The organism is Pseudomonas sp. GM74 (genome assembly GCF_000282455.1).
In the GTDB taxonomy this organism is placed as follows: Bacteria; Pseudomonadota; Gammaproteobacteria; order Pseudomonadales; family Pseudomonadaceae; genus Aquipseudomonas.
On record NZ_AKJG01000114.1, the window covers coordinates 1 to 18,482 of the forward strand.

The following is an 18,482-nucleotide window of genomic DNA, read 5'->3' on the forward strand; positions in this document are numbered from 1 at the left end:
GGGAGCGGTGTTTTTCTTAGTGCTGCAGAATCTTGTTGAGGAAGTGCTGCGTACGCTCGGCACGGGCGTTGATGTCGCCGAAAAACTCCTCTTTCGGGCAGTCTTCGATGATTTTGCCTGCGTCCATGAAGATGACGCGGTCGGCCACTTTACGGGCGAAGCCCATTTCGTGGGTCACGCACATCATGGTCATGCCTTCGTGGGCCAGTTGCACCATCACGTCGAGCACTTCGTTGACCATTTCCGGGTCCAGCGCCGAGGTCGGTTCGTCGAACAGCATGACGATCGGGTCCATCGCCAGCGCACGGGCAATCGCCACACGCTGCTGCTGACCACCGGACAGTTGGCCCGGATGCTTGTGGGCATGGGCCGAGAGACCGACGCGCTCGAGCAGTTGCAGGCCTTTCTTGGTGGCTTCTTCCTTGCTGCGGCGCAGCACCTTGATCTGCGCGATGGTCAGGTTTTCGGTGATGGTCAGGTGCGGGAACAGCTCGAAGTGCTGGAACACCATGCCCACGCGCGAACGCAGTTTCGGCAGGTTGGTCTTCGGGTCGGCGATGGAGGTGCCGTCGACCACGATGTCGCCTTTCTGGAACGGTTCCAGGGCGTTGACGCACTTGATCAGGGTCGATTTGCCGGAACCGGACGGCCCGCACACCACGATCACTTCGCCTTTTTTGACCTCGGTGCTGCAATCAGTCAGTACCTGGAAGTCCCCATACCACTTGTTGATGCTTTTGATAGAGATCATACGGCGAACCTTTTTTGCAGACGCTTGACCAGCTGCGAGGCGGCAAAGCTGATGATGAAGTACACGAGACCCGCGAAAATCAGGAACTCATTGGAGCGGCCAATGATGTCGCCACTGGCGCGCGAAGCATTGAGGAAGTCCACCAGGCCGACGGCGTAGACCAGCGAGGTGTCCTGAAACAGGATGATGCTCTGTTGCAGCAACAGCGGCGTCATCTTGCGGAACGCTTGCGGCAGGATGATCAGGCGCATCATCTGCCCGTAAGTCATGCCCAGTGCCTGGGCAGCGCCCATCTGGCCCTTGGGAATCGACTGTACGCCGGCGCGGACGATTTCGCAGAAGTACGCCGCTTCGAACATCATGAACGCCACGATGCACGAGGCGAACGCGCCGATCGGCGTGTCTTCGCCGGTGATCCAGCGCAGCACGAACGGTACCGCCAGGTAGAACCAGGTGATCACCAGCAGCAAGGGGATCGAACGGAAATAGTTGACGTAGGCGCCGGCGATGTTCGACAGCACCTTGCTGTGGGACAGGCGCATCAGAGCCAGGATCGTGCCGAGGATGATCCCGCCGACCACGCCCATGGCCATCAGCTTGAGGGTCATGATCATGCCGTTCCACAGGCCCGGCAGGGACGGGATGATGCCCGAGAAGTCGAATTCCATCATTTACCCCCTACGGAGATCAGGCCCGGTACGGCGACTTTCTTCTCGACCATGCGCATCAGCAACATCAGGCTCATGTTCAGGGTGAAGTAGATCAGCGTTGCCAGGGTAAAGGCTTCGAACAGGTTGGCGGAGAACTCGGCGGTCTGTTTGGTCTGCGCGAGCAATTCCATCAAGCCGATCAGCGAGGCCACGGAGGTGTTCTTGAAGACGTTCAAAAATTCCGAGGTAAGCGGCGGGATGATGATCCGGTAGGCCTGGGGCAGCAGCACGTTCCAGTAGATCTGCGGCAGCTTGAATCCCATGGCGCGGGCGGCGGATTCCTGGCCTTTTGGCAGGGCCTGGATACCGGTGCGCACCTGTTCGCAAACCCGGGCGGTGGTGAACAGGCCCAGGCAAACGACGACGCTGAGGAAGGCCGAAGTGGTCGGGTTCAGATCCTGCTTGTACCACTCTTGCAGGTCCGCCGGCAGCAGGTCGGGTACCAGGAAGTACCAGATGAACAGCTGAACCAGCAGCGGCACGTTACGGAAGAGCTCGACGTAGCAGGTGGCGATGCCCGATACGATGCGGTTCGGCACGGTACGCATGACGCCCAGGATCGAGCCCAGTGTCAGGGCGATGATCCAGGCCGCGATGGCGATGCCGATGGTCCAGGCCAGACCGGACAGGTACCAGTCGAAATAGGTCTCGCTGCCCACGCCGGTGGACTTGAAGAACACGCCCCAGTCCCAGTTGTAATTCATTAGGGTCTCCCCTCAGTTCAATCGATGTACAAGTGCCCGCTTGGGGGAAGCTCCGTTCCCGCCTGTCCTTGAGGGACAGGCACACGCTCCCGGCTCGACAGCCACCGGTTCGAGTGTTTCCAAAAAATGCCAGCAGGAAGTGACCACCTCCTGAAAGGGCCAGGGCCCTCTCAGGAGATAAGGTTAGTCAGAAATCAGGACTTCTTGTCGTCAGCCGCTTTATCAGTCGGTTTGGCGATCAGGGCCTTGAGTTCGTCGCTCATCGGGAAGTTCAGGTTCAGGCCTTTTGGCGGGATTGGTTGCATGAACCATTTATCGTAGATCTTGTTGATCTCGCCCGATGCGTAGGTGGCCTTGATGGCGTCATCCACAGCCTTTTTGAACGGCTCGTCGCCTTTGCGCACCATGCAGCCGTAGATTTCGAAGGACTGTGGAGTGCCGGTCACGGCCCAGTCACTTGCCTTCTTGGCCTTGGCGGCTTCACCAGCCAGCAGGGCGTCGTCCATCATGAAGGCCACTGCGCGGCCGGTTTCCAGCATCTGGAAGGACTCGCCGTGGTCTTTTGCGGAGATGACGTTCATGCCCATCTGCTTGTCGGCGTTCATCGCCTTGAGGATGCGCTCGGACGTGGTGCCGGCGGTGGTCACGACGTTCTTGCCTTTCAGATCGTCGAAATCCTTGTACTTGGAGTCTGCCTTGGACAGCAGGCGAGTACCGATTTCGAAGATGCCAACGGAGAAGTCAACTTGCTGCTGACGCTCGACGTTGTTGGTTGTGGAACCGCACTCCAGGTCCACGGTGCCGTTCTGCACCAGCGGGATACGGGTCTGCGAAGTCACCAGGTTGTACTTGACCTGGAGGTTCGGCATGTCGAGGTCTTTTTTCAGCGCTTCGACGACTTTCAGCTGGATGTCGTGGGAGTAGCCGACCGGTTTGCCGGAAGCATCCGCGATGTAGGAGAACGGAATGGAAGCGTCGCGATGCCCGAGGGTGATGACGCCGGACTCTTTGATCTTCTTCAGGGTGCCGGTGAGTTCGGCGGCGAAAACTGGCGTGCTGATCAGAGCGGCAGCAATGGCTGCGCCCAGGATATGGGGAACGATGCGCATCAAATTTTCCTCGACTTTGTTTTTTTTATGGAGCCAGTTCATCGGCCCTTTTGTGCTGCAAAATACCTGAGCGCTACGATGAGTAGGCGCAAAGGGCATTCGTCGAGGAAGTGTAGAGCATGACTCGTGCCAGACCAGTCTCAATTGATCAAAGTATTGATTTACAAGGGAATTAAATATTTTTTGCGTTGAAATTTCAGTGAGATGATCCGGTTAACCGAACCGACCCGCAGGTCGCGTTCGGAAAACCGAATGGTGGCGGGGTGCTACCCGGTCATCAGGTGTACTTGCGCTTGTCCGGTGCTGGCGGGAAGTACTGGTACAACCAGGTTTCACTCAGGGTGCGCTCGTTGGTGCGGATGAACAGGCGCAGTTCGACAGGCTCGACGCTGTCATTGGTCGGGTACCAGTCAAACAGGATGCGGTAGCCCTTGATGTCGTCGAGCTTCAGGATGCTGAAATCCTTGACCTCGCCGTTCGAGCAGGTAACGACCGGTTCGATGCCCGTACCTTCGGGCAAGCGGTCCAGGCCACCACCGGTGAAGTCCACGGCAAAGCGCCGCGCCCACACTGGCGGATAGTGTTCGCCCGGCGCCCAGCCCTCGGTGAAGCCGCCCATCCCGGAGCGGGTCGCGTTGACCCGTGCCAATGGCGTTCCGACTGGCGGCAATGCGCTCCAGTACAGCTTGTAGCCGTAGTTCAACGAATCCCCCGCAGCCACCGGTTTCTTCGGCGTCCAGAAGGCGACGATGTTGTCCATGGTTTCGCCGGTGGTCGGGATCTCCAGCAGATCGACCGAGCCTTCGCCCCACGCGGTGGTCGGTTCGACCCACAGGCTCGGGCGACGGCTGTACCAGTCGACGGTGTCCTGATAACTGGCGAACTCGTGATCGGTCTGCACCAGGCCGAAGCCCTTCGGGTCGGTATCGGCGAAGGCATTGAATTGCAGGGTCGCCGGGTTGTTCAGCGGGCGGCAGATCCACTCGCCGTTGCCGCGCCACATGGCCAGGCGGTCGGAGTCATGGATTTGCGGGTGAATGGTGTCGCACATGCGGCGCTCGTGGGTGCCGCAGCTGAACATGCTGGTCATCGGCGCAATGCCCAACTGGTCGATGGCGGTCCGTGCGTTGACGTGGGCGTCGATCTCCATCACCACGCGCTCGGCCTGGCAGTCGATATCGAAGCGGTAGGCACCGGTGGCGCTCGGCGAGTCGAGCAGGGCATAGACCACGAAACGGGTGCTGTCCTTGTCCGGCGTCTCGAACCAGAACCTGGTGAAGTCCGGGAATTCCTCACGTTTCTTGGCGTAGGTATCGATCGCCAGTCCGCGGGCCGACAAGCCGTACTGGCCGGTAGCGTCTACCGCGCGGAAATAACTGGCACCGAGGAAGGACACGACGTCGTGCTTGTCCAGTTCCGGAGCCTTGAACAACTTGAAGCCGGAGAAACCCAGGTCACCCTTGAGCTGTGCGGTGTCGACCGTGGTGTTTTCATAGTTGAACAGCGACGGGCGAAAATGCACCTCGCGGGCCATCCGGGTTTTCGGATCGACGCTGTACATGCGCACCGGCTGCTTGAACCCCATGCCGACGTGGAAGAACTGCACGTCCAGTTGGCCCTTGAGCTCTTTCCACAACGAATGATTGCCGTCGTAGCGGATCGCATTGAAGTTCTGCGGCGTCATGGTCGCCAGGGTCGGCGGCAACTGCTGCTTGGTGTCCTGGTAGCGATTGCTGGCGAGCTGTTTGGCCTGGAGCTTCAGTGCCTCGAAATCGAACGCGGTGGCCTCGCCATCAGCGGTGCCGCTGTTGGCGGCCCAGGCCTTGGCGGCCAACAGACCCGTGGCGGACAAACCGGTGTAGGCCGCGATGGCCATGGAGGCTTTGAGCAAGTTCCTGCGGTGCATAAATACAACCTGTCGTGAGCAATCCCGTGCCGTTCCTGGCACGTGCTGGATCAGAAATATCGGTTCGGACATGCCTTCGGCCAAACACAACGGACTTTTACACAGATGCCCGACAGCTTAAACCGTTCGATTGAAGAGCAAAATTGATTGATGGCACGGCGCTAGCCCGGCAATGAAACAAGACATGTCGGGAAACAATTCCGACAGGGGTTTCTGATTTAAAGGGCATTTCTGCTTTTTTCGACTAATTACTCTAAAAAACGCTTTTCAGCGCCCGGAATATTTCTATTCTGTACTCATGACCGGTTTATGCCCTTCGGACCGGTGCGGTTCAGTGGGCACCCAGCGGCTGCTGAAAAAGGGATAGGGCGATGCGGTTTTTTGCAGTTTCTTTGACGTCTAGAGAAGGACATCGTCCATGTCGAAAGTACAAGGCATCACCGAAATGTTGGGAATCTTTCCGTGCCTGGCCATCGGGCGACGCAGGCGCCGGCTTAATAACGAGGAAATGAAACTGGTGGAGCGCTATCGGGAGCTGTCGGAGAGCGACAGGATCGCGATGAGGTATCTGGTGGATGCGATGAGGAGTGTTTCGAGGTTTTGAAGCAGGGCGGGTTACCGTGAGAGCCATTTGGCTTTTACGGTAGCCAGATCCATCAACTTGCTGTGGCGAGGGAGCAAGCTCCCTCGCCACAGGTCATGTATTCAAGCCCTGAAAGCCGAGACGGTGCGACGTTGGTCGGGGTCGAGTTTCAGGGTGAGGCGTTCATTGAGTGGTTTGCCCATCAAGCGACCCAGATCCTGGGCGCAGAACCAGGCTTGGTTGTTTCGCATGAAGGTGTGAAGGAAGCGGTTGTGGCGGGTGAAGACGGAGGGATCGAAATAGGGAAGAGGCGAGCTTTGAGGATGCATTGGCATGGCGTGATTTCCGTTTTGGCTTGGAAAGTCGCCACCAACCCTTCGACAGGTTGGGTGGCGAACCGAGTGACGTTCGAAGCCGGGACACTTCCAATCAAAACGGAAGCCGGAAGGCCCGCGCCACACGGCCCGCCATAAAGCAGAACTGAAGGCATAAAACAGCCACAGTTCTATGGGGGCACACGAGCACCGTTTTGACTTGTTCCGGCTTCGACTCCGGGCCGCTGATTTGGCAGCGACGGAGCAAAGCCTATCGGTCAGGCGTTCGCGGCGCCAAGTCTACTCTGGCGACGCGTGCTGTAGGAATCGAGGGTTTTTCAGGAAGGGCGGATCTGTAGGATCTTGCTGGTTTTGTATAACGCTGAGTGGTGCTGATCAGTTAAGCCAAAATACGATCTGTAGCAGCTGGCGTAGCCTGCGTCCGGCTGCGTAGCAGTCGTGAAATCAGACCACGCGGTGTTTCAGGAAGATCTCGCACGCAGGCTTTACGACTGCTACGCAGCCGGACGCAGGCTTCGCCAGCTGCTACTCCGCATTTCGCTTTCTGAGGGTGGTGTTTCATGTCCCCTCAGCCCCTTATTGACTTGAAGTCCTGCCCGTATCGTTACGGGCAGGGTCTCCAAGCGAGGGCGAATACCTTACCGACAAACCTTCCACGCATCCCCCGCAGGCGCCGTACCGTGGTCATACGGCTTGGCGATCCACATGTAGAGCAAACCCAGACCAATCACGATGGCAGTGCTCAACACCATCGCGTAGTTGATGTACCACGCGGCATCCGGGGTGCGTGGCCAGGCCATGTTGATGATGGCGCCGACGCCGTAGACCAGCGCGCCGATGTTCACCGCCCAGCCCCAGGCGCCGAGGGTGAATTTGCCGCTTGGTTTCCAGCCCTTCATGCGGGCGTACAGGGCCGCGAGCACGATCATCTGGAACGCCAGGTAGATGCCGATGGCCGCGAAGCTGACGATGGTGGCGACCGCATCCTGCAGGAAGAAGCCGAGGATGATGATGAGTGCCGGCAGGACTCCGGACACGAACAGCGCGGCAACTGGAACCTGAGTCGTAGGGGAAATCTTCTTCAGCAGTCGGCTGCCGATGACCATTTCGTCACGGGCGTAGGAATACAGCAGACGACTGGCCGCTGCTTGCAGGCTGATGACGCAGGAGATGAAGGAAATCATCACCACGCCCATCACCACTTTGGAACCGACCGGGCCGAAGGCGTTGTTGAGGATGGTGGTGACTGGATCCTTGTCGGTGCCGTTGATCACGGCCTGCATGTCCGGTACGGCCAGGATCAGTGCCAGGCAGGCGAACATCGCCGCGATGCCGCCGATGTAGATGGTCATGCGCATGGCCACCGGGATTTTCTTGCTCGGGTTCGGGGTTTCTTCGGCCACGTCGCCGCAGGCCTCGAAGCCGTAGTACAGGAACATCCCCGCCAGAGACGCGGTGAGGAACGCCGGCAGGTACGAGCCGTCGACGCTGATATCAAAGGTATTGAACAACACGCTGATGGGTTGATGACGCTCGAAAATCAGCAGGTAAACGCCGACGATCACCGCGCCCACCAGCTCGCAGAGGAAGCCGAACATGGCAATGCGCGCCAGCACTTTGGTGCCGCTGAGGTTGACCAGGGTGGCGAACAGCGTCAGGAACAGGGCAATGATGATGTTGGTGTTGTTGCTCGGTTCAAAGCCCATCATGGCGGCGAGGTACGGACCGGCACCCACGGCAACCGCCGCGATGGTCACGCACAGGGCGATGGAGTAGATCCAGCCGACCATCCACGCCCAACGCTTGCCCACCAGACGGCGGGCCCATGGGTACACGCCGCCGGAAATCGGGAACTGCGAAACCACTTCGCCGAAGATCAGGCACACCAGCAACTGGCCGCAACCGACCAGCAGATAAGCCCAGAACATCGGTGGCCCGCCCGCGGCCAGGCACAAGCCGAACAGGGTATACACCCCGACCACCGGGGACAGGTAAGTGAAGCCCAGGGCGAAGTTTTCCCACAGGCTCATGCTGCGGTTGAAATTGGAGGTGTAACCCAGCTTGCGTAGTTGCTCGGCATCGCTGTCGGCAAGGGCTGCAGAGAGTTCGGGTGATGCACTCATATGTGATTGCTCCGGAAAATCGGCAGATTTCGGATGTCCGAAACCGTGACGGGGCCTTGAGGGCACCGCCCGGATCGGTGGTTATTGTTTTGTTTTTTTGGTGTGGAGCCTGGTGGTGCGTATTGCCGGTTTCTGCCTTGAAACCGAGGTGACCTCTTCGCGAGCAAGCCCGCTCCCACAGGGGAATGCGGTCAATTGTGGGAGCGGGCTTGCTCGCGAAGCTTTTAATGCCTTTAGTGCTTGAACATCACATGCCGTACGACGGTGTAGTCCTCAAGCCCGTACATGGACATGTCCTTGCCATAGCCCGACAGTTTCTGCCCGCCATGAGGCATTTCGCTGACCAGCATGAAGTGCGTATTCACCCAGGTGCAGCCGTAATGCAAGCGGGCCGACAGGCGATGAGCGCGACCGACGTCGGCGGTCCATACCGAGGAGGCCAGGCCGTATTCCGAATCGTTGGCCCAGCCGAGTACCTGCGCTTCATCGCTGAATTTGGTCACCGACACCACCGGCCCGAACACTTCACGGCGGACGATTTCGTCGTCCTGCTGGGCATCGGCCAGCACCGTCGGTTCGAAAAAGTAGCCGTTGCCCTCGACAGCCTTGCCGCCAGTGATCAAGCGAATGTGCGGCTGGGCGATGGCGCGCTCGACGAAACCGGCCACGCGGTCGCGGTGTTGTGCGGTGATCAGCGGGCCGAGTTCGGTCGACGGATCATCCTGCAATCCGTACTTGATGCTGCTGACGGCGGCGCCGAGTTTCTCCACGAACTTGTCGTAGATGCCTTCCTGCGCGTAGATGCGGCAAGCGGCGGTGCAGTCCTGGCCGGCATTGTAGAAACCGAAGGTGCGGATGCCTTCGACGGCGGCGTCGATGTCGGCGTCGTCGAAGATGATCACTGGGGCCTTGCCGCCCAGCTCCATGTGCATGCGTTTGACGCTGTCGGCGGTGCTGGAAATGATGTTCGAGCCAGTGGCAATTGAACCGGTCAGCGACACCATGCGCACTTTCGGGTGGGTGACCAGCGGGTTGCCGACGGTAGGACCACGGCCGAACACCAGATTGAGCACGCCGGCCGGGAAGATGTCCGACGCCAGTTCGGCCAGGCGCAGGGCAGTCAGCGGGGTTTGTTCCGACGGCTTGAGCACCACGGTGTTGCCGGCGGCCAGGGCCGGGGCGATTTTCCAGGCGACCATCATCAGCGGGTAGTTCCACGGCGCGATGGAAGCGATCACGCCCACCGGGTCGCGGCGGATCATCGAGGTGTGGCCGGGCAGGTATTCGCCACCGGCCGAACCGCTCATGCAACGGCTGGCGCCGGCGAAGAAGCGGAACACGTCGGCAATCGCCGGGATCTCGTCGTTCAGCGCGGCGCTGTAAGGCTTGCCGCAGTTGTCCGATTCCAGCCTGGCCAACTCTTCGCCGTGGGCTTCGATGGCATCGGCGAGTTTGAGCAGCAGCAGCGAACGCTCTTTCGGCGGGGTATGCGACCAGCTGTCGAACGCGGCGTCGGCGGCGCGCACGGCGGCATCGACCTGGGCTTCGCTGGCTTCGTTGATTTCCACGAGCACACGACCCAAGGCCGGGTTGAAGACGGGTTGGGCGGGGCCTTCGCCGTTTTGCAGTTGGCCGTTGATCAAGAGTTTGGTTTGCATGGCTTTGTCCTCATCAATGCAGATCTTGTTTTGAAACCGGTCCCTGTGGGAGCGAGCTTGCTCGCGATGGCGGTGTGTCAGCCACCATCCATGCTGAATGTGATGGCCTCATCGCGAGCAAGCTCGCTCCCACAGGGGGTAGTGGTGTCTATTTTGAGTTTATTTCCCGCCACTCCCCGCAACGCTCTCACCACCCCGGGTCAGGTAATAGGCACCAAGAATCGGCAGCATGGTCACGATCATCACCAGCATCGCCACGACGTTGGTCACCGGTACGTCCCGTGGGCGGCTTAGCTGGTTGAGCAACCACAGCGGCAGGGTGCGTTCATGGCCGGCGGTGAAGGTGGTGACGATGATTTCGTCGAACGACAGGGCAAACGCCAGCATGCCGCCGGCCAGCAACGCCGAGCCGAGGTTCGGCAGGATGATGTAACGGAAGGTTTGCCAGCCGTCGGCACCGAGGTCCATCGAGGCCTCGATCAGGCTGTGGGAGGTACGGCGCAAACGGGCGATGACGTTGTTGTAGACGATCACCACACAGAAAGTCGCGTGGCCGACGATGATGGTGAACATCCCCGGCTCGATGCCCAATGTCTTGAAGGTCGCCAGCAGCGCGATCCCGGTGATGATCCCCGGCAGGGCAATCGGCAGGATCAGCATCAGCGAGATGCCTTGCTTGCCGAAGAAATCCCGGCGGTACAACGCCGCCGACGCCAGGGTGCCGAGGACCATGGCAATCGCCGTTGCAATGGCGGCGATTTGCAGCGACAGCTTGATCGCTTCCAGCACGTCCGGTCGCGAGAACGCCACGCCGATCCACCTCCAGGTGAAACCCTTGGGCGGGAAGCTGAACGCCGCGTCTTCGGTGTTGAAGGCGTACAGGAAGATGATCAGGATCGGGAAGTGCAGGAACACCAGTCCGCCCCAGGCCGCGATGCGCAGGCCAATTGAAGCTTTCTCAGAGTGCATCGAAGGCTCCCAGTCGTTTGACGATGGACAGGTAAATGGCGATCAGCACGATCGGCACCAGGGTGAAGGCCGCGGCCATCGGCATGTTGCCGATCGCGCCTTGCTGGGCGTACACCATGCTGCCGACGAAGTAGCCGGGCGGGCCCACCAGTTGCGGCACGATGAAGTCGCCCAGGGTCAGCGAAAACGTGAAGATCGAGCCTGCGGCAATGCCCGGGATCGACAGCGGCAGAATCACTTGCGTGAAGGTCTGGCGTGGCCTGGCACCGAGGTCGGCGGAGGCTTGCAGCAGCGAGGGCGGCAGGCGTTCCAGCGAAGCCTGGATCGGCAGGATCATGAACGGCAGCCAGATGTAGACGAACACCATGAAGCGCCCCAGGTGCGAGGTCGACAAGGTGCTGCCGCCAACGCCCGGAATGCCCAGCACGAACTGCAGGACCGGTTCCAGCCCCAGGTGCTGCACGAACCACTGTGCTACGCCGCCCTTGGCCAGCAGCAGCGTCCAGGCGTAGGCCTTGACGATGTAACTGGCCCACATCGGCATCATCACCGCGATGTAGAAAAACGCTTTGGTCTTGCCCGTGGTGTAGCGCGCCATGTAGTAGGCAATCGGGAACGCGACGATGGCGCTGGCGATCGACACCACAATCGCCATGCCCAGGGTGCGCAGGATGATGTCGAAGTTCGACGGCTGGAACAGCGCGGTGAAGTTCGCCAGGGTCAGGTCGGGGGTGACCGCCATGGTGAAGTCGTCGAAGGTGTAGAAACCTTGCCACAGCAAGGTCAGCAACGAGCCCAGGTAGATCGCGCCGAACCACAGCAGCGGCGGCACCAGCAGCAGCGACAGGTACAGGTTCGGCCGGCGATACAACAGGTTGGAAAACCTGCGCAACGGCGAGCCGCCTGACGAGGTTTGAGAAATAGCCAAGGTGCTCATCTCACACCCCGCCTGCAAGGGTGTCGTGCAACTGGACCATCGCTTCCCGCGCCCAGCGAGCTCTGAGACGTTGCCCGGTCTGATGTTGCGCGCTGCTGTCGATCCACTGATTGTTGGCCTGGCTGATGTTCAGAGTCTGGCCGTTTTCCAGTTTCAGTTCATAGCGGGTGGCGCTGCCCTGGTACTGGATGTCGTGCAGCAAACCGCTGACTTCGATTTCATGGCTGGCCAGCGGTCCTTCGGCGAATCGCACGTGTTCCGGGCGAATCGAAAACGGCTGTGGATTACCGCTCAGCTGCCTGGCCAGGTCGCCGCGAATCACGTTGGAGGTGCCGACGAACTCGGCGACGAAGGTGGTCGCCGGTTTCATGTACAGGTTGCGCGGGCTGTCGACCTGTTCGATGCGCCCCTTGTTGAACACCGCCACGCGGTCGGACATCGACAGCGCTTCGGTCTGGTCGTGGGTGACGAAAATGAAGGTGATGCCGAGCTGGCGTTGCAGCTTCTTCAACTCGCCCTGCATTTGCTCGCGCAACTTCAGGTCGAGGGCGCCGAGGGGTTCGTCTAGCAACAGTACGCGAGGACGATTGACCAAGGCGCGGGCCAGGGCCACACGCTGGCGCTGACCGCCGGAGAGTTGCACCGGCTTGCGCTCGCCGTAGCCGCCGAGGGCGACCATTTCCAGGGATGCTTCGGCGCGCTTGAGGCGCTCGGTTTTGCCGATGCCTTTGACTTTCAAACCGTAGGCGACGTTGTCGCGCACATTCATGTGCGGGAACAGCGCGTAATCCTGGAACACGGTGTTCACGTCGCGCTGGTAGGGCGGCAGGTGGGCGGCCTCTTCGCCATGAATACGGATGGAGCCCGCGCTCGGTTGTTCAAAACCGGCAATCAGGCGCAAACAGGTGGTCTTGCCCGAGCCGGACGGCCCCAGCATGGAGAAGAACTCGCCGTCCTGGATGTCGATGGAAACCCGGTCGACGGCTTTCACTTCGCCGAATAGACGGGAGACGTTGGTGAACTGGACTGCAAGCGTCATGGTGCGGTGCTCCAAAAAGGCGAAGGCCGTCGCAGCGGCCCTGCCTGGACTTCTGAAAAAGCTGAATCAAAGTGAACGGTGTCGTAGCAGCTGCCGAGGTACGAGGCTGCGTTGCGTGTCCGCAGGACCGCCCTGGGGGCCGCTTCGCAGCCCGACGCAGCCTCGTGCCTCGGCAGCTGCTACAGAGGGTTAACGGCCGCCCATGATCGCGATGTAGTCCTGGGTCCAGCGGCTGTACGGCACGAACTTGCCGCCTTCAGCCTGCGGGGTTTTCCAGAAGGCGATCTTGTCGAAATTGTCGAAACCGTTGGTCTTGCAGCCCTCGGCGCCGAGCAATTCGCTACCGGTGCATGCTGCCGGGACTGCCGGCAACGAGCCGAACCACGCCGCTACGTCACCCTGGACCTTCGGTTGCAGTGACCAGTCCATCCACTTGTAGGCGCAGTTCGGGTGCTTGGCCTCGGCGTGCATCATGGTGGTGTCGGCCCAACCGGTGGCTCCTTCTTTCGGGATGGTCGAGGCGATTGGCTGCTTCTCGTTCATCAGACCGTTGACCTGATACGGCCACGAACTGGAGGCGACCACGCCTTCGTTCTTGAAGTCGCTCATTTGCACAGTGGTGTCGTGCCAGTAGCGGTGGATCAACGGCTGCTGGGCGCGCAACAGGTCGAGCACGGCCTTGTACTGGGCTTCGGTCAGTTCGTAGGGGTTCTGGATGCCCAGTTCCGGCTTTGCGCTCTTCAGGTACAGCGCCGCGTCGGCGATGTAGATCGGGCCGTCATAGGCCTGCACGCGGCCCTTGTTCGGCTTGCCGTCCGGCAGGCTTTGCGCATTGAACAGCACGCCCCAGCTGGTGGGCGCGGTCTTGAACACGTTGGTGTTGTACATCAACACGTTCGGGCCCCATTGATACGGGGTGCCAAAGGTCTGCTTGTTGACCACGTACCACGGTCCATCCTTGAGGCGCGGGTCGAGGTTTTTCCAGTTCGGGATCAACGCAGTGTTGATCGGCTGCACACGCTTGCCGACGATCAGGCGCAGGGAGGCATCGCCCGACGCCGTCACCAGGTCGTAACCACCCTTGGCCATCAGGCTGACCATTTCGTCGGAGGTGCCCGCCGTCTTGACGTTGACCTTGCAGCCGGTTTCCTTCTCGAAACCGGTTACCCAGTCGTAGGCCTTGTCGCTCTCGCCACGTTCGATGTAGCCAGGCCAGGCCACAATATCCAGTTGGCCTTCGCCCGCCCCGACAGCTTTGAGCGGCTCGGCGGCCTGGACACTGGCGCTGGCCAGCAGCGCGGTGGTGATTGCACTGAGCAGTGCGGTCTTGTGCACGAACATGGGAATTCCCTCTTCTTTAAATTATGGTCGGGGCAGTTGTGAACGTGGTGAAGCATGCCGTTGGCGGCTTGTTATTAGCGTAGTCAGAGATGCTCGCCATGGCGGGCCATGATGTGCCGCACCACGCTGTAGTCCTGAAGCGAATCGCTGGACAGGTCTTTGCCGTAGCCCGAACGTTTCAGGCCGCCGTGGGGCATTTCGCTGACCAGCATGAAGTGGCTGTTGATCCAGGTGCAGCCGTACTGCAAGCGCGCCGCGACCTGCATGGCCTTGTCGAGGTTCTGGGTCCAGACCGACGAGGCCAGGCCGTATTCCGAGTCGTTGGCCCAGTCCACCGCTTGTTCGAGTTCATCGAAACGGGTCACGGTGACCACCGGTCCGAACACTTCGCGCTGGACGATCTCATCGCTTTGCTTGCAACCGGCGAGCAAGGTCGGCTGGTAATAGAAGCCGGCGCCGGAATGCACGGCCGCGCCGGTCACACGCTCGATGTGCGGCTGGCCGAGGGCCCGTTCGACAAAACTGGCCACGCGATCGCGCTGGCGGGTGCTGATCAGCGGGCCGATTTCGTTGTCGGCGTCGCGTTTACCGGCGAAGCGCAGGCTGCTGACCGCCGCGCCGAGCTCGGCCACCAGGCGGTCATGAATCCCGGCCTGGGCGTAAATGCGGCAAGCGGCGGTGCAATCCTGGCCGGCGTTGTAATAGCCGTAGGTGCGCACGCCTTCGATCACGGCCTGAATATCGGCATCGTTGCAGACGATCACCGGGGCCTTGCCGCCGAGTTCCAGGTGGGTGCGTTTGAGCGTCTTCGATGCGGCCTGGAGAATCTTCTGGCCGGTGACGATATCGCCGGTCAGCGACACCATGCGCACCTTTGGATGGCTGACCAAATGGCTGCCGACCCCTTCGCCGCCACCGCAAACGATGTTGATCACACCCCGTGGCAGGATCTCGGCCAGCGCGGGTGCCAGGGCCAGGATCGACAGCGGCGTGTGTTCCGACGGCTTGAATACCAGGGTGTTGCCGGCGGCGAGGGCCGGGGCGATTTTCCACGCGGCCATCATGATCGGGTAGTTCCACGGCGCAATCGACGCCACGACCCCGATCGGATCGCGACGGACCATGCTGGTGTAGCCCGGCAGGTATTCGCCGCTGAGCTGGCCGGTCTGGCAGCGTACGGCACCGGCGAAGAAGCGGAACACGTCGACCGTGGCATTGAGGTCATCCTGACGGGCCAGGTGCAACGGCTTGCCGCAGTTCATGGATTCGAGGCGGGCCAGCAGGTCGGCGTTTTTTTCGATGGCGTTGGCGATCTCCAGCAGCAGGTTGGAACGTTGCTGCGGCGTGGTGCGTGACCAACCGGCAAAGGCACGGTGGGCGGCGAGGATGGCGGCTTCGACTTGCTCGGTGCTGGCTTCGGCGATCTGCGTCAGGACTTCGCCGGTGGCCGGGTTGAGGATCGGCTCGGCAAAGCCTTGCCCGGCGACCAGTTCACCATCGATCAACAGGGCGGTGAACAACGGAGTCTGCGCGCCAGCCATTTTTCGGGTTCTCGTTTTTTGTGTGGCTTGTTGTGTAGACATGTCAGCGCTCCCTGTGACTGGGGCCCGGCCGTCTTTATTAGATGCAACAAGACTAGTTTGCGGACCCGAGGACAACAAATACTAAATACTGAAGGTGGCGTTCGATTAAATAGATGGCTTGCGCCCGCCGTGGGGTTGTTCGCGAGCGACCGTGAGAAAGGGGTCCACCAGCGCCGGCCGCGCGGTGCCGCGACGCCAGGCCAGGCCGACATCCAGGGTCTGGCTGAGGTCGGCAATCGGCCGCGCTTCGATTATGTCGCCCTCCAGTGACCACGGGCGATAGGTCATGTCTGGCTGGATCGACACACCCAATCCGGCGGCCACCAGGCTTCGCACTGCTTCGGTCGAGGCGGTGCGCAGGGTGATGCGCGGTTGCAAGGAGGCTGCCGACCACATGCGCTGGGCGTTGCGGTCCATTTCATCGACGTTCAGTTGAATCAACGGCTCGCGGGCCACGTCGGCGAGGTTGATGCTGTCGTGTTCCAGCAACGGGTGCTGGGCCGGCAGCCATAGCCGGTGTGGCGAGTGGGTCAGCACTTCGGTCTGCAAAGCGTGGCGGTCTTCGAGGTTGGAGAGGATCAGCACGCCGACATCGATCTCGCCGCTGACCAGCAAATGCTCGATGTACGGGCGTTCATCTTCCATCACGCGGATTTCCACGTTGGGGTAGGCGCGCTGGAAGCGGGTGAGCAGATCCGCCAGATAATAACCGGCCACCAGGCTGGTCACGCCGATGATCAGTTGCCCGGCAACCTGGTCGGTGCTCTGTTGCAGGCTGCGCTTGGCGTTATCCACCGTGGCCAGGATCAAGTGCGCCTGACGCAGGAATTGATGCCCCTGGTGGGTCAGGGTCATGCCCTTGGCATGGCGGCTGAACAGGCTGACACCGATTTCCTCTTCCAGTTGCTGGATCGCCAGGGTCAGGGTCGACTGGGAAATGAACGCGGTTTGCGCGGCGGCCGAGATCGAGCCGGTCTCGGCCACGGCGATGAAGTGACGGATCTGACGCAAGGTCATCATGGGGAAGCACCCGGTGGGCTGTTTTTATCGATTGGTCAGAGTGTATATCTTTTTTTCTGAGGGGTAGGCTTGGTGGAAGCTGTTTCGCGTCCCAACCGATAGCGGGGCCATCCATTTCCAGGGGGCCATCGTCGAGACACTGTGTGCAGGATGTTCAATAGGAAGTACGCCTTGCTGGATGCGGCGAACAAACCAGTCAGTTCTGGGAATTACCGGGTGACCTTGACCTGCCCCTGATCTGCAACGGTGGAACTTGTCAGGAGTCTGTTGTCTGGCGCGCTCTGGAGAGGCGACCCTCAAATGCAAGTAGGAGGGTCGATGGCAGAAAGGATGGAATTAAGGTTTAACATCGAAATCAATGGTTACTGTTACACCGTTTGCTTTAAAAGTAGCCTTTCCATTATAAGTGAGCTCAGCGGTTTTTTCGATGTGTAGTTTGCCGGTCTCTGCTTCATACCTTTCAGCTCCTTTGGCGACTTGCCAGAAGTTAGCGTCAGTATTTTCAAAGGGATAGGTCAGTAGATAGGTTCCGTTTTGGACAATAGTTGTGAAAGTTATCACTGCAGCTTCTGTGTTCAGTGAGCCGATTAATCCATTGAATCCGGATCCTGTTATGTATTTGATGTTGTTGAATGTAAAATTCTGGGTGCCAATTTTTACCGTTATATGCCCCTGTAATGTGGTTCTTTCATTATTTTTAAAACGCTCACTTACAATTTCTTCAGCTGACCTGGACATGGTTTTGTTCTCTTGAGTTTTAGTAGTTACGGCAACAGGAAAGTAAACAGAAATGTCCGATCTCGATACTGTTATAAATGACAGTTTTTTATATCGTTTTGTTATGTTGCTCAAGCGCTGGCCTGTTTTTTGTTTATTTAAGCCATCAAGCAGCAACATCTGGAAGCATTCTCCCCGGGAATCACCAGGCACTTTCGAACTAGGCTGGTGGCCTCAAGGTTCGGATAAACCTTTTAGTGGAGGCAAAAAATGAACACCCGTGGATTGCTCGATCAACTCCTCAAGTCTGGCCAGGACATGTTGCAGAACAAGGCAGGCGGGGCGCAGAGCAAGTCGTCCGCAGGCACTCTGGGCGGATTGCTCGGTGGTAATGGCGGCTCGGGCGGCCTCGGCAGTTTGCTTTCCGGTGCGGGTGGGAGTGCCTTGGCGGCAGGTGCGATGGGCTTGTTACTGGGTAGCAAGAAAGCCCGCAAGGTGGGCGGCAAGGTTGCGGTCTACGGCGGCCTCGCCGCGTTGGGCGTGCTGGCCTACAAGGCCTACGGCAACTGGCAGGCGCAGCAGGGCACTGCGCCAGAAACGGAACCGCAAACCCTCGACCGCTTGCCTGCCGCGCAAGTCGAGCAGCACAGCCAGGCGATTCTCAAGGCCCTGGTAGCGGCGGCCAAGGCTGACGGTCATGTCGACGAGCGTGAGCGCGCACTGATCGAGGGCGAGTTCATCAAGCTCGACAATGACCAGGAGCTGCAACACTGGCTACACGCCGAGCTCAACAAGCCGCTGGACCCGAGCGATGTCGCCCGCGCCGCCGGCTCCCCGGAAATCGCCGCCGAGATGTACATCGCGAGTGTGATGATGGTCGACGAGGAGAACTTCATGGAGAAGTCCTACCTGGATGAGCTGGCGCGGCAGCTCAAGCTGGAGCCGGGGTTGAAGGCTGAACTGGAGAAGCAGGTGCGCCAGGCTTCGATGTAATTGT

16 protein-coding genes and 1 pseudogene are annotated in these 18,482 nt (G+C 59.9%); 2 read left to right on the forward strand and 15 right to left on the reverse strand.

The genetic code is table 11. The features are described from left to right. Positions 1 to 16 precede the first annotated feature (16 nt). The 5 genes from PMI34_RS05985 to PMI34_RS05965 form a co-directional block, all read right to left on the reverse strand. Positions 17 to 751, reverse strand: coding sequence for an amino acid ABC transporter ATP-binding protein (locus tag PMI34_RS05985; RefSeq protein WP_008052692.1), 735 nt, complete (start codon positions 749 to 751; stop codon positions 17 to 19). Beyond that, positions 748 to 1,419, reverse strand: coding sequence for an amino acid ABC transporter permease (locus tag PMI34_RS05980; RefSeq protein WP_032829833.1), 672 nt, complete (start codon positions 1,417 to 1,419; stop codon positions 748 to 750). Before PMI34_RS05980 ends, PMI34_RS05985 begins: the two co-directional genes overlap by 4 nt. Next, positions 1,419 to 2,165 carry an amino acid ABC transporter permease gene (locus PMI34_RS05975; protein ID WP_008052695.1) on the reverse strand — a complete coding sequence of 249 codons (747 nt, stop codon included), beginning with the start codon at positions 2,163 to 2,165 and terminating at the stop codon, positions 1,419 to 1,421. The genes PMI34_RS05980 and PMI34_RS05975 overlap by 1 nt, the downstream gene beginning before the upstream one ends. A 194-nt stretch (positions 2,166 to 2,359) precedes the next feature. Further along, positions 2,360 to 3,274: a glutamate/aspartate ABC transporter substrate-binding protein gene (locus PMI34_RS05970; protein ID WP_008052706.1), complete on the reverse strand. Its 915-nt coding sequence runs from the start codon at positions 3,272 to 3,274 to the stop codon at positions 2,360 to 2,362. Between the two features lie 277 nt (positions 3,275 to 3,551). Further along, positions 3,552 to 5,180 (reverse strand): glucan biosynthesis protein D, encoded by a 1,629-nt coding sequence (locus PMI34_RS05965; RefSeq protein WP_008052707.1) that lies wholly within the window; start codon positions 5,178 to 5,180, stop codon positions 3,552 to 3,554. A 418-nt stretch (positions 5,181 to 5,598) separates the two neighbouring features. Here PMI34_RS05965 and PMI34_RS05960 point away from each other — a divergent pair, with 418 nt between their 5' ends. Next, positions 5,599 to 5,784 (forward strand): hypothetical protein, encoded by a 186-nt coding sequence (locus tag PMI34_RS05960; protein WP_007975077.1) that lies wholly within the window; start codon positions 5,599 to 5,601, stop codon positions 5,782 to 5,784. Between the two features lie 119 nt (positions 5,785 to 5,903). On the opposite strand, the pseudogene PMI34_RS05955 reads toward PMI34_RS05960, so the two are convergent. The 10 genes and pseudogenes from PMI34_RS05955 to PMI34_RS0127495 all read right to left on the reverse strand — a co-directional run. Continuing rightward, a pseudogene (locus tag PMI34_RS05955) lies at positions 5,904 to 6,098 on the reverse strand (hypothetical protein); the annotation flags it as partial. 638 nt (positions 6,099 to 6,736) lie between these two features. Further along, positions 6,737 to 8,221 (reverse strand): APC family permease, encoded by a 1,485-nt coding sequence (locus PMI34_RS05950; RefSeq protein WP_008052709.1) that lies wholly within the window; start codon positions 8,219 to 8,221, stop codon positions 6,737 to 6,739. A 233-nt stretch (positions 8,222 to 8,454) separates the two neighbouring features. Then, entirely contained in the window at positions 8,455 to 9,879 is a 1,425-nt protein-coding gene (locus PMI34_RS05945) for a gamma-aminobutyraldehyde dehydrogenase (RefSeq protein ID WP_008052710.1), read from the reverse strand. A 159-nt stretch (positions 9,880 to 10,038) separates the two neighbouring features. Continuing rightward, positions 10,039 to 10,848 carry an ABC transporter permease gene (locus PMI34_RS05940; protein ID WP_008052711.1) on the reverse strand — a complete coding sequence of 270 codons (810 nt, stop codon included), beginning with the start codon at positions 10,846 to 10,848 and terminating at the stop codon, positions 10,039 to 10,041. Next, positions 10,838 to 11,785, reverse strand: a complete 948-nt coding sequence (locus PMI34_RS05935; protein WP_008052712.1) for an ABC transporter permease — start codon at positions 11,783 to 11,785, stop codon at positions 10,838 to 10,840. The genes PMI34_RS05940 and PMI34_RS05935 overlap by 11 nt, the downstream gene beginning before the upstream one ends. Position 11,786: 1 nt before the next feature. Further along, complete coding sequence (locus tag PMI34_RS05930; protein ID WP_008052713.1) at positions 11,787 to 12,824, reverse strand: ABC transporter ATP-binding protein; 1,038 nt, start codon at positions 12,822 to 12,824, stop codon at positions 11,787 to 11,789. A 189-nt stretch (positions 12,825 to 13,013) separates the two neighbouring features. Next, complete coding sequence (ydcS, locus tag PMI34_RS05925; RefSeq protein WP_008052714.1) at positions 13,014 to 14,165, reverse strand: putative ABC transporter substrate-binding protein YdcS; 1,152 nt, start codon at positions 14,163 to 14,165, stop codon at positions 13,014 to 13,016. Between the two features lie 83 nt (positions 14,166 to 14,248). Beyond that, positions 14,249 to 15,748, reverse strand: coding sequence for a gamma-aminobutyraldehyde dehydrogenase (locus tag PMI34_RS05920; RefSeq protein ID WP_081498110.1), 1,500 nt, complete (start codon positions 15,746 to 15,748; stop codon positions 14,249 to 14,251). Between the two features lie 105 nt (positions 15,749 to 15,853). After that, positions 15,854 to 16,768, reverse strand: a complete 915-nt coding sequence (locus PMI34_RS05915) for a LysR family transcriptional regulator (protein ID WP_008052716.1) — start codon at positions 16,766 to 16,768, stop codon at positions 15,854 to 15,856. Between the two features lie 336 nt (positions 16,769 to 17,104). After that, a complete protein-coding gene (locus PMI34_RS0127495; RefSeq protein ID WP_008052717.1) occupies positions 17,105 to 17,665 on the reverse strand; it encodes a hypothetical protein in 561 nt (186 codons plus the stop codon). A gap of 90 nt (positions 17,666 to 17,755) precedes the next feature. Between PMI34_RS0127495 and PMI34_RS05910 the strand changes: the two genes are divergently transcribed. After that, complete coding sequence (locus PMI34_RS05910) at positions 17,756 to 18,478, forward strand: tellurite resistance TerB family protein (RefSeq protein ID WP_008052718.1); 723 nt, start codon at positions 17,756 to 17,758, stop codon at positions 18,476 to 18,478. Positions 18,479 to 18,482 lie beyond the last annotated feature (4 nt).

What these genes read in the sequence shown, in the direction of transcription:
- PMI34_RS05910 (WP_008052718.1), top strand. Translation starts at nt 17,756, where the DNA reads ATGAACACCCGTGGATTGCTCGATCAACTCCTCAAGTCTGGCCAGGAC.
- PMI34_RS05985 (WP_008052692.1), bottom strand. Translation starts at nt 751, where the DNA reads ATGATCTCTATCAAAAGCATCAACAAGTGGTATGGGGACTTCCAGGTA.
- ydcS (WP_008052714.1), bottom strand. Translation starts at nt 14,165, where the DNA reads ATGTTCGTGCACAAGACCGCACTGCTCAGTGCAATCACCACCGCGCTG.
- PMI34_RS05915 (WP_008052716.1), bottom strand. Translation starts at nt 16,768, where the DNA reads ATGATGACCTTGCGTCAGATCCGTCACTTCATCGCCGTGGCCGAGACC.
- PMI34_RS05920 (WP_081498110.1), bottom strand. Translation starts at nt 15,748, where the DNA reads ATGTCTACACAACAAGCCACACAAAAAACGAGAACCCGAAAAATGGCT.
- PMI34_RS0127495 (WP_008052717.1), bottom strand. Translation starts at nt 17,665, where the DNA reads ATGTTGCTGCTTGATGGCTTAAATAAACAAAAAACAGGCCAGCGCTTG.
- PMI34_RS05975 (WP_008052695.1), bottom strand. Translation starts at nt 2,165, where the DNA reads ATGAATTACAACTGGGACTGGGGCGTGTTCTTCAAGTCCACCGGCGTG.
- PMI34_RS05940 (WP_008052711.1), bottom strand. Translation starts at nt 10,848, where the DNA reads ATGCACTCTGAGAAAGCTTCAATTGGCCTGCGCATCGCGGCCTGGGGC.
- PMI34_RS05960 (WP_007975077.1), top strand. Translation starts at nt 5,599, where the DNA reads ATGTCGAAAGTACAAGGCATCACCGAAATGTTGGGAATCTTTCCGTGC.
- PMI34_RS05980 (WP_032829833.1), bottom strand. Translation starts at nt 1,419, where the DNA reads ATGGAATTCGACTTCTCGGGCATCATCCCGTCCCTGCCGGGCCTGTGG.
- PMI34_RS05930 (WP_008052713.1), bottom strand. Translation starts at nt 12,824, where the DNA reads ATGACGCTTGCAGTCCAGTTCACCAACGTCTCCCGTCTATTCGGCGAA.
- PMI34_RS05945 (WP_008052710.1), bottom strand. Translation starts at nt 9,879, where the DNA reads ATGCAAACCAAACTCTTGATCAACGGCCAACTGCAAAACGGCGAAGGC.
- PMI34_RS05970 (WP_008052706.1), bottom strand. Translation starts at nt 3,274, where the DNA reads ATGCGCATCGTTCCCCATATCCTGGGCGCAGCCATTGCTGCCGCTCTG.
- PMI34_RS05965 (WP_008052707.1), bottom strand. Translation starts at nt 5,180, where the DNA reads ATGCACCGCAGGAACTTGCTCAAAGCCTCCATGGCCATCGCGGCCTAC.
- PMI34_RS05950 (WP_008052709.1), bottom strand. Translation starts at nt 8,221, where the DNA reads ATGAGTGCATCACCCGAACTCTCTGCAGCCCTTGCCGACAGCGATGCC.
- PMI34_RS05935 (WP_008052712.1), bottom strand. Translation starts at nt 11,785, where the DNA reads ATGAGCACCTTGGCTATTTCTCAAACCTCGTCAGGCGGCTCGCCGTTG.